This window comes from Amycolatopsis sp. AA4, assembly GCF_002796545.1.
GTDB lineage: Bacteria > Actinomycetota > Actinomycetes > Mycobacteriales > Pseudonocardiaceae > Amycolatopsis.
Genome location: NZ_CP024894.1, coordinates 5,187,580 through 5,200,889, shown reverse-complemented (window position 1 = coordinate 5,200,889; position 13,310 = coordinate 5,187,580). Strand labels below are relative to the sequence as shown.

General features: G+C 69.9%; 13 protein-coding genes. 5 read left to right on the top strand and 8 right to left on the bottom strand.

Features of this window, described 5'->3' with window-relative positions; all coding sequences use genetic code 11:
- Positions 1-51: 51 nt before the first annotated feature.
- Positions 52-813, bottom strand: coding sequence for a hypothetical protein (locus tag CU254_RS24105; RefSeq protein WP_199841086.1), 762 nt, complete (start codon positions 811-813; stop codon positions 52-54).
- A gap of 150 nt (positions 814-963) precedes the next feature.
- Positions 964-1,881, bottom strand: a complete 918-nt coding sequence (locus tag CU254_RS24100) for a DUF5829 family protein (RefSeq protein WP_009080205.1) — start codon at positions 1,879-1,881, stop codon at positions 964-966.
- A gap of 211 nt (positions 1,882-2,092) precedes the next feature.
- Here CU254_RS24100 and CU254_RS24095 point away from each other — a divergent pair, with 211 nt between their 5' ends.
- Entirely contained in the window at positions 2,093-2,932 is an 840-nt protein-coding gene (locus CU254_RS24095; RefSeq protein ID WP_078560865.1) for a GH25 family lysozyme, read from the top strand.
- Between the two features lie 41 nt (positions 2,933-2,973).
- Here CU254_RS24095 and CU254_RS24090 read toward each other — a convergent pair whose 3' ends face one another.
- A complete protein-coding gene (locus CU254_RS24090) occupies positions 2,974-3,840 on the bottom strand; it encodes a LysR family transcriptional regulator (RefSeq protein ID WP_009080200.1) in 867 nt (288 codons plus the stop codon).
- Positions 3,841-3,923: 83 nt separating this feature from the next.
- On the opposite strand from CU254_RS24090, the gene CU254_RS24085 reads away from it, so the two are divergent.
- Positions 3,924-4,283 (top strand): DUF488 domain-containing protein, encoded by a 360-nt coding sequence (locus CU254_RS24085; protein ID WP_009080198.1) that lies wholly within the window; start codon positions 3,924-3,926, stop codon positions 4,281-4,283.
- A 3-nt stretch (positions 4,284-4,286) separates the two neighbouring features.
- Here CU254_RS24085 and CU254_RS24080 read toward each other — a convergent pair whose 3' ends face one another.
- Positions 4,287-4,622 carry a helix-turn-helix domain-containing protein gene (locus tag CU254_RS24080; protein ID WP_037714651.1) on the bottom strand — a complete coding sequence of 112 codons (336 nt, stop codon included), beginning with the start codon at positions 4,620-4,622 and terminating at the stop codon, positions 4,287-4,289.
- Between the two features lie 73 nt (positions 4,623-4,695).
- On the opposite strand from CU254_RS24080, the gene CU254_RS24075 reads away from it, so the two are divergent.
- Positions 4,696-5,460: an antibiotic biosynthesis monooxygenase gene (locus tag CU254_RS24075; RefSeq protein ID WP_037714649.1), complete on the top strand. Its 765-nt coding sequence runs from the start codon at positions 4,696-4,698 to the stop codon at positions 5,458-5,460.
- A gap of 4 nt (positions 5,461-5,464) precedes the next feature.
- Here CU254_RS24075 and CU254_RS24070 read toward each other — a convergent pair whose 3' ends face one another.
- Genes CU254_RS24070 through pstC form a run of 4 tightly spaced genes read right to left on the bottom strand, consistent with a single transcriptional unit; the run spans position 5,465 to position 9,948 of the window.
- Entirely contained in the window at positions 5,465-7,024 is a 1,560-nt protein-coding gene (locus CU254_RS24070) for a substrate-binding domain-containing protein (protein ID WP_009080195.1), read from the bottom strand.
- Positions 7,025-7,040: 16 nt separating this feature from the next.
- A complete protein-coding gene (locus CU254_RS24065; protein ID WP_009080194.1) occupies positions 7,041-7,832 on the bottom strand; it encodes a phosphate ABC transporter ATP-binding protein in 792 nt (263 codons plus the stop codon).
- A 32-nt stretch (positions 7,833-7,864) separates the two neighbouring features.
- On the bottom strand, positions 7,865-8,971 hold the full coding sequence (gene pstA / locus CU254_RS24060; protein ID WP_037714645.1) for a phosphate ABC transporter permease PstA: 1,107 nt from the start codon (positions 8,969-8,971) through the stop codon (positions 7,865-7,867).
- A complete protein-coding gene (gene pstC / locus CU254_RS24055) occupies positions 8,968-9,948 on the bottom strand; it encodes a phosphate ABC transporter permease subunit PstC (protein WP_037714643.1) in 981 nt (326 codons plus the stop codon). Before pstC ends, pstA begins: the two co-directional genes overlap by 4 nt.
- A gap of 134 nt (positions 9,949-10,082) precedes the next feature.
- Between pstC and CU254_RS24050 the strand changes: the two genes are divergently transcribed.
- The gene (locus CU254_RS24050; RefSeq protein WP_009080190.1) at positions 10,083-12,338 is read left to right on the top strand and encodes a hypothetical protein; all 2,256 of its coding nucleotides are present in this window, start codon (positions 10,083-10,085) and stop codon (positions 12,336-12,338) included.
- Positions 12,335-13,213, top strand: a complete 879-nt coding sequence (locus CU254_RS24045; RefSeq protein WP_009080185.1) for a sortase — start codon at positions 12,335-12,337, stop codon at positions 13,211-13,213. The genes CU254_RS24050 and CU254_RS24045 overlap by 4 nt, the downstream gene beginning before the upstream one ends.
- The last annotated feature ends 97 nt before the right edge of the window (positions 13,214-13,310 follow it).

The following is a 13,310-nucleotide window of genomic DNA, read 5'->3' as shown; positions in this document are numbered from 1 at the left end:
GGGCCTCCTTGCCCGCGACGGCAAGGAGGCCCTCATGTGTCCACTATGGACTCAGCGGCACTTCAGGGCGCCGTCGGTGATCGCCACCCCGCTGACCGTGCCGTTGTCCGCGGGGGTGAATTCGAAGCGCCAGCCCGGCTTTTCCGCGATGGGCAGCTCGAACCGCCCGGCCGCGCCGGCCTTCAAACCGCGTGCGTCGTACGCCTTGTGCAGGTCGGCCAGCGAGGATCCGGCGCCGATGCCCTCCGCGGTCTTGGCGTCCGGCGGGGCGCCCAGCGCGTGCAGGCCGTTCTGGCCGAACGAGGCGCCGCCGGCCGCGGCGAACGCCTTGTCGCGCTCTTCCCGCTTGCCCGCCAGTTCGGCGCTCGCCATCGCGGAGTCGGCCGCCAGCTGGGCCGCTTCCGCGTCCTTGGCGGCGGCTTTGGCCAGCTCCGCGGCGGACGTGCCGGTGTTCTGCTTCGCTGCCTTGTCCGCCGCGTCCGACTTGGCGTAGAGGTCGTCGGCCTTGCGCTGCGCCTCGGCCTCGGCGGCCAGCTTGGCCGGGTCCGGCGCGGGGCCGCCCTGCCAGCTCAGGACCGTGCAGCCGTCCAGCGCGGAAACCGGCGCGGTGGCGAGTTTCCCGGTGGCGAGCGCCGCTTCCTTGGCCATCCCCGGGGCGATGCCGCGGTATCCGGCCGCGCCGAAGGCCTCGGGTTTCGCGGCGGCGGACTCCGCCGGCGCCGCGGCGGTTCCCGGCGAACACGCCGCCAGTGCGGCGACCGCCGCGAGCGCGGCCGCCGAACGGCCGATGGACAGGACAGAACTCTTGTGCATTGATTTCCCCTCGTACGGACCCGCTGTTCCGGGTCGTCGTTCCCGGTGCACCGAGATACTGATCAACTTACCGGCGGGGACCACCGGGTTTTCGCGGCCGCCGCCGACCGCTCGCGAGGGGAACTCGCGGGTTCCCCTCGCGAGCGGGAATCAGCCGCGGATGTCGAACGTCCAGCGCGCGTGCGCGCCCGGGCCGACAGTCAGCGTCGAGCGGCCGATCTGCTCGACGTGCCGGGTTCCGGCCGGATGGTTCAGCGCCAGGTCGATCTGCCGCAAGCCGACCTGGTCCGCGGGGACGGCGTCGAAGCGGATCGCGGTCATGCCGTCGAAAGCGACGGCGCCGGTGGGAATCTGGCGCACGATCATGCCGCCCGCGCGCAGCAGCGGCAGCGTGCTGTCGAGGTCGCGCGCGGTGACGCCAAGGCGGATGCCGGTGACGTCGCGCATCTGGTGGTTGCGGTAGTCGTCCGACAGGTACCGGTTCCGGCTGACGTCGCCGGGATATTGCGCGGGCCCGGTGTTGCCGCGCGGGTCGGCGAAGTACTCCGGACGGTATTCCATGCCCCAGGCGCCGAAGGCGTCGTATTGGTCGGTGGTCAGGACCGCGTCGAACCAGGGGACCGGCTTGCCGTCCCCGAAGTCGCGGGTCTGCAGGAATTGCACCGGGTTCGCGACGCCCGCGTCGCGCAGGCGCTGGACCACTGTGGACAGCTGGCCGGCGTGTTCGACCGAGACTCCCAGGCCCGCCGAACCGAGGTCGCCGTCCTTGCCGGGGACGTCGCCGACCCCGAAAAGCTCCAGGTAGGTTTCGCGGCCCATCAGGTACCGGCCGGTCCACTTTTCGCCGCCGGCACCGGTGGTCGTGCGGACCTGGAAGTTGGCGAAGTCCTTGAGGTAGGCCGAATGCTCGATGGCGTCGGCGGTCTCGCGGTCGAGGACCCCGTAGGAATGGTTGAAGTGCAGCAAGGCCGGTTCGTCCGCTTGCGCGGGGCCGGCGGCGGTCGCGGCCAGGGCCAGGAGGACGGCCAGGAGCTGGAGGATCGTCCGGGTTCTTCGTGATTTCGACATGGCGCTGGAGAGTAAGGCGACGGCGGCCGGTTGGCGGCGTTTTCGGCCAACTCGACCGCAACGGCCTACTGAGAATGTCTTTCTCATTGTCCGGTCAAGTGGAAATTAGTTCACTTGGAGCAGTGACAGTGCATCACAGTTAGCAACAGAATCAGGTCCTCGTGCCACCTGATCGGGTGGCACGTCGCGAGGGCATCCGAAAGGACCTGTCATGACCACTCACCACTGGGGACCCGCCGGGAGGGCGCGCCGCCGCCGGACCGGAGCGGTGCTCGCCGCGGCCGCCGCCCTGCTCGTGGCGACCGCGTCGAACGCCTCGGCCGCACCTGCCGCAGCCGCGAGCACCTCGGCCGAGACTCCGGACAACCACCAGATGGGCGCCTCCATCCGGGCGCACGACCCCGGCGGCGCGGCGGTCGCGCCGGCGTCGGTCGAAACCACCACCGCGGGCATCGACGTGAGCAGCTATCAGGGGGCGGTCAACTGGCAGTCCTGGTGGAACCAGGGCAAACGGTTCGCCTACGTCAAGGCGACCGAGGGCACCGGATACCAGAACCCGGATTTCACCCAGCAGTACAACGGGTCGTACCACGTCGGCATGATCCGCGGCGCATACCACTACGGCCGTCCGGACATCTCAGGCGGCGCGGCACAGGCGGACTATTTCGTCGCGCACGGCGGCGGCTGGTCGAAGGACGGCAAGACCCTGCCCGGCACGCTCGACATCGAATGGGGGCCCAGTTCCGCCTGCTACGGGCTGAGCCAGTCCGCGATGGTCTCGTGGATCAAGGCGTTCAGCGACGAGTACCACGCGAAGACGTCGCGCTGGCCGGTCATCTACACGGCGAACAGCTGGTGGACCCAGTGCACCGGCAACAGGGGCGACTTCAGCTCGACCAACCCGCTGTGGGTCGCGGCGTACTCGTCGTCGCCGGGCACGCTGCCCTACGCCTGGGGCTTCTACACCTTCTGGCAGTACACGTCTTCGCCGCTCGACCAGGACTACTTCAGCGCCGGCCTCGACCGGCTGAAGGTGCTGGCCACCGGCTGACCCGGTCCCGTCCGGGAGCCGCGCGCTCCCGGACGGGCTCGCTAAAACCCGGCCAGCACCTCCATCACCGCGCCGACGATCCGCCGCGTCTGCGGCTGGCACGCCGCCCACGTCGTCAGCGGGACGCCCGGCTCGACCAGTTCGCTCCACGCCCACCCCGGCAGCATCCGGGTCGCGCTGGGCCGGCTCAGCAGCACCGCGTCCGCCTCGACGGCCTCCGCGCACGCCAGCGCGTTCTCGTTGAACCGCGCGAATCGCCAGTTCGGCGACACCCCGAGCCCGTGCGCCGCGGCGAGCATCTGGTCGTGTCCGGCGGGGACCTGCGCGCGTGCGTGCGCGAGCACCCGGACGTCGTCGAGCTCCCGCAACCGGCATTGCGCGCGCCCGAAAAGCTCGTGCCCGGGCCGGATCGCGACCCCGAACGGATGCTCGAACAGGAATCGTCCGTGCAGCGTCGACGGCGGGTTCTGGTGGACGAGCCCGATGTCGATCCGTCCTTCGCTGAGCATCCGCAGCTGTTCGGTGCTGCTGGCGTCCAAAAACGACAGTGCGGCGTCCGGGACCTGGTGGCGGATTTCCGTCAGCGCCGCGAGCACCCAGTCCTGCGGAATGCCCGGCGGCAACGCGATCTCGACCTGTTCCTTCACCGGAGCCGCGGACCGCGTGACCTCCCGCGTCGCGTCGGCGAGCCGCAGCAATTGCCGCGCGTGCTCGTGCAGCGCCCGGCCGGCGACCGTCGCCTGCACGCCCGTCGGCACCCGTTCGAACAGCGGCGTTCCGAGTTCGCGTTCGAGGACGCGGATCTGCCGGGTCAGCGCGGGCTGCGACATCATCAGCGACCCGGCCGCCCGGCTGATCGACCCCTCGGTGAACACGGCGACGAAGTACCGCAGCTGACGCAGTTCCATACCTTGGGGTTATACCCCCTCGTTTGCGCCGCGCCGGCCGGCGGCGGACGCTGGGCGGAGCCCCGACTGCGAAAGGAGCCGCTTTGAGCAAACGTCAAGTCCAGGTACGCCGGGTCTACGACGCGCCGGAATCCTTCGACGGCGCACGGGTGCTGGTCGACCGGCTGTGGCCGCGCGGGCTGAGCAAGGACCGCGCGCACCTCGACGACTGGCTCAAGCAGATATCCCCGTCGACGGAACTGCGGAAGTGGTACGCGCACGACCCGGACCGGTACGACGAATTCGCCGAACGCTACCGCTCGGAACTCGAAGAACCCGAACGCGCGGAAGCACTCGACCAGCTGCGTGCCCTGGCCAAGAAGGGCCCGCTGACCCTGCTGACCGCCACCAAACGCAGCGACATCAGCGAAGCCGCGGTGCTGGCCGACCTGCTGCGCTCCTAGCGTTCAGGAAGCGCCGACCTCGATGCCGTTGCGCTCGGCGTACTGGCTGCCCCATTCGTACAACGCGGTCAGCGCCGGGCGAAGCTCGTCGCCTTCCGGGGTCAGCCGGTACTCGACGGTCGGCACCCGGCCGTCCACCTCGGTCCGGTTCACCAGCCCGGCCGCGGCCAGCTCCCGCAGCTGCTCGGTCAGCACCTTTTCGGTGATCGACGGAATGGCCCGGCGGAGCTGGCCGTACCGGTGCGGGCCTTCCTTGAGCCGCGCCAGGATCACCGGCTTCCACTTCCCGCCCATGACGTCGACGGCCAGTTCGACCGCACAGGAGTAGCGCGCTTTCATCCGTCCATCATCGCGGGTACGCACCGGCAAGTGCGTACTAGGCGGCCGGTCCGGCGAGTGCTTGGCTGATCCGGTGATCATCGAGTACCTCCGCTACCGCATTCGCGACGGCGGGCACGCGGACTTCGAAGCCGCCTACCGACGCGCGGCCAAGTCGCTCGCCGCGGCGAAACAGTGTCAGGACTACGAACTCGCGCGCGCCGTCGACGAACCGGGCAGCTACATTCTGCGCATCGGCTGGACTTCCGCCGAGGACCACCTGAAGGGTTTCCGCGGCGGTCCGGAGTTCGCCGCGTTCTTCGCCGAGATCCGGCCGTATGTCGAGCAGATCGAGGAGATGCGGCACTACGAACGCACCGACGTGGCCGGTTCCGGCGGTGCGGTGCCGACGCTCTACGAATGGGCGGGCGGAGCGGCCGCGCTGACCAGGCTGACCGAGGCGTTCTACGCGAAGGTGCCCGAGGACGACCTGCTGGCCGAGGTGTTCGCCGGGATGAGCCCGGAACACCCCGCGCACGTGGCGGTCTGGCTAGGCGAGGTGTTCGGCGGCCCGGCCGCGTACACCGGCCAGCACGGCGGGCACGCGCACATGATCGCCCGGCACGCTGGCCGCGCGATCACCGAACCGCAGCGGCGCCGGTGGGTTTCGCTGCTGCTGGCGACCGCGGACGAGGTCGGGCTGCCTGCCGACCCGGAGTTCCGCGCCGCGCTCGCGGGCTATCTCGAATGGGGCAGCAGGCTCGCGGTGGTGTTCTCCGCGCCGGACGCCGGACCGGCAGCCGACCAGCCGGTGCCGTGTTGGGGGTGGGGTTCGGCTCCGCCGTGGACGGGGAGCTGAAGCGCTATCCCGTTCGCCGCAGGCGTCGGATGATTCCGCGCACTACCAAGGGCACGCAAATCGCCGCGAACAGCACCAGTGCCGCCCATGGCCCGAATCCGCCGAATCCGCCGCCCTGGTAAGCGGCGGGTTCGGCCTTGCGCCAGTCCCGCGATCCGCCGTTGGCTTCCGAAGCATCGGGCCCGGCCGAAGACGATGCTCCCGGTCCAGCCGATGCTTGCGCGTTGGCTGACGCTTTCGGTCCTTCCTGTGCCGCGGCCTTGTTTCCGCCACCCGTTCCGCCGTGGGTCAGCACATCCACCCCGCCCAACGCGGCGAAGGGATCCGGCGGCGCGGTCGCCCCGGCTCCGAGACCGCCCTGGAACGTCGGATTGGCGCAGTTCCCGGCATTGAGCTGCTTGGCCGGGCGTCCGGTGAGCCGAGCGTTGGCGTTCATCATCTCCTGCGACAGGTTGGGCGGCAGCGGCGAATACCCGATCCGCGCCATGTTGATCTGGCCGTCGCAAGCGACATGCTCGATGAACGCGGTCATGGTGTCCGCCTTGGCCCCGTCCGGATACCCGCCCTTGCAGGTGTCGCGCCCGTTCCCGCACGGCGTCATCAAATACGAATACGCCGAAATCGGGTAAGCGGACGGATCCGGGTTGGCATAAACTCCGGACAATTCCTGGCTGAGGTCCGGGCGCAGGTTGGCCTTGGTCAGCGCCGCCGCGATGTTCGCCGCGTACGGCAGCGTGTATTTCCCGGCCTGGTTCTCCACCCACGCGGTCGGTGCGTTGTACTTCTTGGCGTACCCGAACTCGTCGTAGCCGATGGAGAACGGGACGCTGCCGTTGGCCAGGGTCTGCGCGATCTGGTCGGAGTCGGCGAAGAGACGGTAGAAATCCGCGTCCGGCCCGCGGGTCGGCAGCTGGATCGGCCGCACCCCGGAGGGCAGCGGCCCGATCCCCTTGTCGACATTCCGGGCGATGAAATCTCCGTACGGGCCCGGCGCGACATGGGCCACGAAGTCGTAGAACAACGCCGTGGTGCCGGATTGGCCGCTGCGGCCGACCAGCGTGATCGGCTGGTCCGGCAGCGCGAATCCGCCGTTGGTCGCGCTGATCGCCGGATCGCTCCAGCGCGTGATCTGCCGCGCGAAGATCCGGGCGACCACGTCCCGCGTCAGATGGAGCGTGTCCACCCGGCGGCCGCCGGCGTCGGTGACGTTGTACATCACCGCGACCGCGCCCGCGACGTCCGGAACATATTGGTACCCGCGCTGTTTCGCGGTAGCCCCGCCGCCGCCAGCCGCTTCCAGGGAACTGACTTCCGCTTCGGTGCCCGCGAAATCAACCGTGTGGTCGCCGTATTGATTGACCCCGGCCGGAGAACCGAGCGCGCTGTAGTTCACCGGAATGCCGCGCGAGTTCGCGCCGTTCTGCCAGTCGCTCATCGCGAGCCCGACGTAAGTGGACCCGGACCCGTTGACCTGGCTGAACGCCTCCGCGGCCGGAGCGAGCACAACCTGGCAGGCCAGCAGCGCCGCCGCGCCGCCGAGCCCGAGCCATCTCTTGCGGTCCATCAGGAAACTCCCCAGTTCAGCCGAAACGGCCGTGGACGTAGTCGTGCGTGCGGCTGTCTTCCGGACTCTCGAAAATCTGCTCGGTCGGCCCGTGCTCGACCACGCGCCCCGGCTCGTTCTCCCCGGCGAGGAAGAACGCGCAATGGTGGGAAACCCGTTGTGCCTGCTGCATGTTGTGCGTCACGATCACGACGGTCACCTCGTCGGAGATCTCCACGATCGTCTGCTCGATCCGCCGCGTGGACGTCGGGTCGAGCGCCGAGCACGGCTCGTCCATCAGCAGCACGTTCGGCTGCACGGCCAGCGACCGCGCGATGCACAGCCGCTGCTGCTGCCCGCCGGACAGCGCGCCGCCGGGGGAGTTCAGCCGGTCCCGGACCTCGCGCCACAGCCCGGCCCGTTCGAGGCTCTGCTCGACCAGCCCGTCCTTGTCCGCGCATTTGACGCCGGCGAGCTTGAGCCCGGCGAGGACGTTGTCGCGAATGGACATCGCCGGGAACGGGTTGGGCTTCTGGAACACCATGCCGATCCGCAGCCGGGCGTGCTGCGCGCGGGTGCCCTCGGCGTAGATGTCGTCGCCGTCCAGCAGGACTTCCCCGGCCAGGCTCGCGGTGCCGACCAGTTCGTGCATCCGGTTGAGAATGCGCAGGAACGTCGATTTGCCGCAGCCGGACGGGCCGATCAGCGCGGTCACCTCGTTGGCGGGCATCGCGAGGGTGACGTCTTCGAGCACGAGCCGGTCGCCGAACCAGGCGTGCACGCCGCGCGCCTCCAGCGTCGCCGCGCCCGGGGGCGGCCCGCCGAGCACCCGGACGGGTTCGCGGACTTCGAGGGTTTCGGTCACCGGGCACTCCTGGGTTTCGGGCGGCGCGCCGACCAGCGTTTGCGGCCGATCAGCCGGGTCAGGGCGAACAGCGCGAAGATCAGCAGGATCAGCACCAGCGCGCCGATGTACCCGCGTTCCTGCGCCGAGGCGAGCGGTTCCTTGATGTAGCGGTACACGAAGCGGGGCAAGCTTTCCTGCGGGTCGCTGAACGGGTTGAAGTTCATCGAAAGCGTGCCGAAGGAGGTGAACAGCAGCGGCGCGGTTTCGCCGACCACGCGCGCGATGCCGAGGATGATCGCGGTGCTCACGCCGGTGCGCGCGGTCGGCAGCACCACAGACCAGACCGTGCGTGCGCGGCTCGCGCCGAGAGCGAGCGACGCCTCGCGCAAGCCGTCCGGCACCAGGCGGAGCACCACGTCCACGGTGCGGGTGACGGTCGGCAGCATGATCATCGTCAACGCGAGCGTCGCCATGAACCCGGAGAAACCCAGCTGCGCGGGCGGCAGGATCAGCGCCGCGTACACGAAAAGCCCGGCGACCACAGAGGGCAGACCGCTCATCGCGTCCACGAAAATCCGCACCGGACGGCGGAAACGCGACCGGGTTTCGTTCAGGAACACCGCGGTGAGCACGCCGAGCGGAACGACGAACACGAGCGCGAGCGCCGTCTGTTCGAGCGTGCCGACGATCGCGTGCAAACCGCCGGTCGCTGTCGCCGGATCGGTCGGCGCGACGGCGGACATGTCGTGGCCGAAGAACGCCAGCCGGAGGCTCGGCACGCCCTTGAGGACGATGTAGCCGAGCAGGAACAGCAACGGGATCAGCAGCCCGACCGCGCCGCTCACCACGACCGCGGACACCAGCTTGTCGACCGCGGCGAGCCGCCCGAGCCGGTCGCGGGTGACGAGGTAGAGCATGCCGAGGTAGAACAGATACGCCACGACGAGGTCGGCGAGCCAGCCCGGCGAGACCAGCAGCTGGTGCATCACGAACCAGGTCAGCAGCGTCGCCGACGCGGCGCAGCCGAGCGCTACGAGCCGGTCCTGCGGAGTGGTCGCGGAGGTCCGGCGGCGCACCGGAATCGGGCGCTCTTGCTCGACGCGGATTTCAGTGGTGGTCACGCGTCGACCCCCGCTCCGGAACGGCTGCGGGAAATGATCACCGACGCGGTGAAGTTCGTCGCCAGCGTGAACGCGAACAACACCAGCCCGGCCGCCATCAGCCCGCTCAGCGCGGGCCCGGACTGTCCCGCGTTGTTGGCGATGAACCCGGAAATGGTCGCGCCGCCGAATTCCAGCAGATGCGTCGTCAGTTCCGGAACCTGCGGCAGCAGAAGGGAAACCGCGATCGTCTCGCCGAGCGCGCGGCCGAGCCCGAGCATCGACCCGCCGACGATCCCGCCGCGGCCGAACGGCAGCACGACGGTCCGCACCATGCCCCAGCGCGTGCTGCCCAGCGCGAGCGCCGCTTCCTTTTCGCCGGGCGGGGTCTGGGTGAACACCTCGCGGATGACCGACGTCGTGATCGGAATGACCATGAGTGAAACCACGAGCCCGGCGACGAACATCGAATTGAACAGCACCGCGCCCGGTTTCGTGTCGAACAACGGGAACCAGCCGAGATTGTCGGTCATCCACTGCGACAACGGGGTGATGTACGGGCGCAGGAAGCTGAATCCCCAGAGCCCGTACAGCAAACTGGGAATCGCTGCGAGCAGATCGACCAGTCCGGTGAGGAACCCGCGCATCCGCGGACTGGCGTAATCGCTGATGAACAACGCGGCCAGCACCGAGAACGGCACGGCGACGGCGACCGCGATCAGCGCGACCACCACCGTGCCGTACAGCAGGCCGAGCACGCCGAACCGCCCGGAAGCCGGGTCGAACTGGATCGTGGTGAAAAAGCCGAAACCGCTGGCCTCGAACGTGGGCGCGGACCGGTAGACGAGGAAGAACCCGATCACGGCCAAGAGCGCGAGCACGGAAAGCCCGGTCCCGCTCGTGACGCGGCGGAAGAGCCGATCGGCCCGCGAAGGCAGATCGGCGAGGACGAGACGATCCGGCGGCGCGGCGCCGGACGCGGAGGACGAGACGGTCACGGCAGCGAGTATCGCGAGCCGGCGGCGGGGAAAGTTGGCTGGACAGAGAAGGCCCGACGGCGCGTTAGTGAACCGGTGCCCGCGTTCTGTTCCCGTTTGTTGACGCCGCGCGCGACGCTGGCGAAGTTGAACCCATGAACCGCTTCAGACGCGTGGCGCACGTGCTCGCCGCCGGGGTGCTCGCGGTGCTCGGCGTCGCCGTCGCGCCGACGGCGTCCGCGCAGCCGCAGCCGCTGAATTACCAGGTGAAGGTGACTGGCGCCGATCCGATGAACGCGCAGGACGGGGACCCGCTGCGCATCACGATCTCCGGGTTGCCCGCGGGGGCCACGGCGAACTATTCGGTGTGCCCGCTGCCGTTGCGGGACTCGCTGCTGAAACCGGGGCCGTGGACGCCCAATCCGTCCGTCGAGGCCCGCGTCACCGCCTACTGCAAGAACTTCAACGACGAGCTGTCCGGCACCGAGTTCAAGCCCCCGGGCCATGACGTCGGCCGGAGCGCGACCACCCACGACGTCGTGTTCGACATCTACGTGCCGCGAGGAGCGCGTACGCCCGCGATCATTCCCTTCGACCCGGATTTCACGGCTTTCCCGCAGGGCGCGTTGAAGTGGCCGAACAACCCGGACCACAAGCAGTATTCCTTCTCGTGCGACGAGAACCATCCGTGCACCATGATGCTGCGGATCGGCGTCCCGGCGACGGCGACCAGTCCCGCCCAGACGGTGTTCGACAGCTCGATCACGTTCCGCGCGTCCGCGCCCGGGCTCAAGATCAAAGGGTGCGCCGGAGTCGGCGCCAGCACGCTGACCGGCAGCATGCCGGAGCGGTTCGGCCGCACGGCGGTCGGCTGGAACCAGATGCTCTGCGCGCCGACGAAGGCGGCGCAGCCGGTCAACATCGTGAACGAGAGCGAGGACGTCGGGCTGACCTCGTTCGACAAGGGCGAGTCGGACGTGCAGGTCACCGGTTCCGGCGGAACCCTGGCCACGCAGCAGGTCCGCGCCCGCAGCTACATTCCGGCGGCCCTGAACGCGACAGTGCTCGCCGCGGTCGGGTGGGCGCCGACCGATCGCCGGGACGACGGCGGCGCGCTGAATTCGCGCCTGGCCGACAACCTGAAGTTCGACTGGGACGACCTCGCCAACCTGCTGAGCAAGGGCGGTCTGTCGCCCGACAGCACCGGCCGGGGCGGCATTTTCGTCGACGGGTCCGCGCTCGTGCGGCGCAATCCGGCGCTGGCCGCGGTCAGCGGGGCCGAGAATGCGCTCCGCTCGCCGAACACGCGGGCCGGGCAGTTCACCACCGATTTCTTCGGGGTCACCGGCGAAATCGGGACGAGCACGGTGCCGTTGGTGCTCAGCAGCAGGCTGAACGGGATGCCCGCGTGGACGTACGGGACTTTCGTGGACATCCGCAACGCGAAGCTGCGCGGAAGCGACGGGCCGGTCGGCGTGGTGACCGACCTGAACGCGCTCAACCTCGGCGACGGCGGCGTGCACAACGTCGACGCGAAGACCGGTCAGGTCAACGTCCGCAAGCAGGTCGTCAACGCGGCGCTGGGGACCGGGAACGAATGCACGAACGGATGCCTGAACTGGGTCGTCACCGACCTGGCCACCGCGACCGAGAACGGCTGGGCCCCGGTCGCCCTGCCCAACGGCAAGGGCGGTTACGTCGCGCCGACGCCCAAGTCGCTGCAGGCCGCGGCCGCGCACGCGCAGCCGGCGGAGGACGGGTCGATCCGGATCGTCCCCGGCGGCGATCCGGAGGCGTACCCGCTCACCTACGTCGAGTCCCTGACCGCGCCGCTGAACCCGCTGGTGGACGCTTCGTGCCAGCCGCAAGCCGCCAAGCAGGCCCAGCTCGCGACCTTCGTGAAGGCCGCGGTCAGCGGCGGGCAGGACAGCCTGGGCCCGGGCCTCGTTCCGCTGACTCCGGAGCTGCTTTCCGCCGCCCAGACCGCCGCGGCGAAGGTCGGCACCGGCACGGCCGAGGCGTCCTGCCACGAACACAAGGAAGCGCAGAACCCCGGAGCGGCCGCGACCGGCGGCCCCGGTGCCGCCGTGGGCGGGACTCCCGCGAGCGACGGCCTCGGCGGTCCGCTTGCCCGCTCCGGTTCGAATGGTCCTGGTGCGGCGGAAGCCGCTGCGCTGGCGATGAAGGCGCCGACGCAGGCGAGTGTCCAAGAAGCGCGCAGCGTCGCCGCGGCGGTGAAGGTCCCGCTGTTCCCGGGAGCAGACGTCCTGGGAGCGCTGATTCCGTTGCTCGCTTTGGTCGCGCTGGTGCTGTTGCCGCCGACGACTGGTTACCTGACCGCGGGGAAGCCGTTGCCCGCGTGGCTGAACCGGCTCGCCGAGCGGCTCGTCGCGATGCGGCGCCGGGCATGACCGCGACGCTCCGCGCGCCGGCGCGCCCGGGTCCACAGTGGACGGTTGTCGCCGTGGTCGGCTGGCTGGTCACCGCGGTGGTGTGCTTCGGCATTGTCACGTACGCGCTCGGGCCGATGCTCGCGAACAACGATCAGCGGGCGGCGCTGTCGGTGCTGCAGGGCCGGATGGCACAGGCGCAGGGCGCGGCCCGTACGCTGCTCGGCGCCGCGCCGGTGACGAAGCCGCCGGAGTTCGGTGCGCCGGTGGCGGTGCTGGAGATCCCGAAGCTGCAGGTGCAGCAGGTCGTGCTCGAAGGCGTGGAACCGGGCGAAACGATGTCCGGGCCGGGCCATGTCCCGGGAACTTCGGGACCCGGCCAGCCGGGGAATTCGGCGGTGGTGGGCCGGTATTCGGGATACGGTGCTCCGTTCGCGCGGCTCAACGAGCTGTCGCGGGGAGACCAGCTGGTGGTCGCGACGACGCAAGGGAAATCGGTCTACACCGTGACCGACACGGCAACCCGTGACTTGGACGAGGACCGCGATTACGGCCGTACGGAGAACGACCGGCTGACACTCGTCACGTCCGATTCGTGGTGGCCGGGTTCGGCTTCGGGCGCGACGGTGGTGACGGCGGTTCTCGACGGCAAACCGTTCCGTCCGACGCCGCAGAACGGCCGGGCGGACGCGCAAGACGGCCGCACTGGCGACCCGAGCGGCTGGGCCCGGCTCGTGCTCGCGCTCGGCGGCTTCGCGGCCGTGGCCGTCGGGGCGACGCTGCTGTACCGGCGTTGGCGTTCGGTGTCGACGTACGTGCTGACCACCCCGGCGCTGCTGGCGTTGGCGGTGCTGGCGGCGTCGGCGGTGTGGCGGTTGCTGCCTGCTTGGGCTTGAGCCGACCCTGCCGAAACCGGGGCTGGCACGGAGGTTTGGTTCTCCGCGCCAGCCCCGGTTTCTTGCTCGGGTGGGGGCGGACAGCGAAACCGGCCCG

What these genes read in the sequence shown, in the direction of transcription:
- CU254_RS24050 (WP_009080190.1), top strand. Translation starts at nt 10,083, where the DNA reads ATGAACCGCTTCAGACGCGTGGCGCACGTGCTCGCCGCCGGGGTGCTC.
- CU254_RS24045 (WP_009080185.1), top strand. Translation starts at nt 12,335, where the DNA reads ATGACCGCGACGCTCCGCGCGCCGGCGCGCCCGGGTCCACAGTGGACG.
- CU254_RS24080 (WP_037714651.1), bottom strand. Translation starts at nt 4,622, where the DNA reads ATGAAAGCGCGCTACTCCTGTGCGGTCGAACTGGCCGTCGACGTCATG.
- CU254_RS24095 (WP_078560865.1), top strand. Translation starts at nt 2,093, where the DNA reads ATGACCACTCACCACTGGGGACCCGCCGGGAGGGCGCGCCGCCGCCGG.
- CU254_RS24070 (WP_009080195.1), bottom strand. Translation starts at nt 7,024, where the DNA reads ATGGACCGCAAGAGATGGCTCGGGCTCGGCGGCGCGGCGGCGCTGCTG.
- CU254_RS24100 (WP_009080205.1), bottom strand. Translation starts at nt 1,881, where the DNA reads ATGTCGAAATCACGAAGAACCCGGACGATCCTCCAGCTCCTGGCCGTC.
- CU254_RS24090 (WP_009080200.1), bottom strand. Translation starts at nt 3,840, where the DNA reads ATGGAACTGCGTCAGCTGCGGTACTTCGTCGCCGTGTTCACCGAGGGG.
- CU254_RS24105 (WP_199841086.1), bottom strand. Translation starts at nt 813, where the DNA reads ATGCACAAGAGTTCTGTCCTGTCCATCGGCCGTTCGGCGGCCGCGCTC.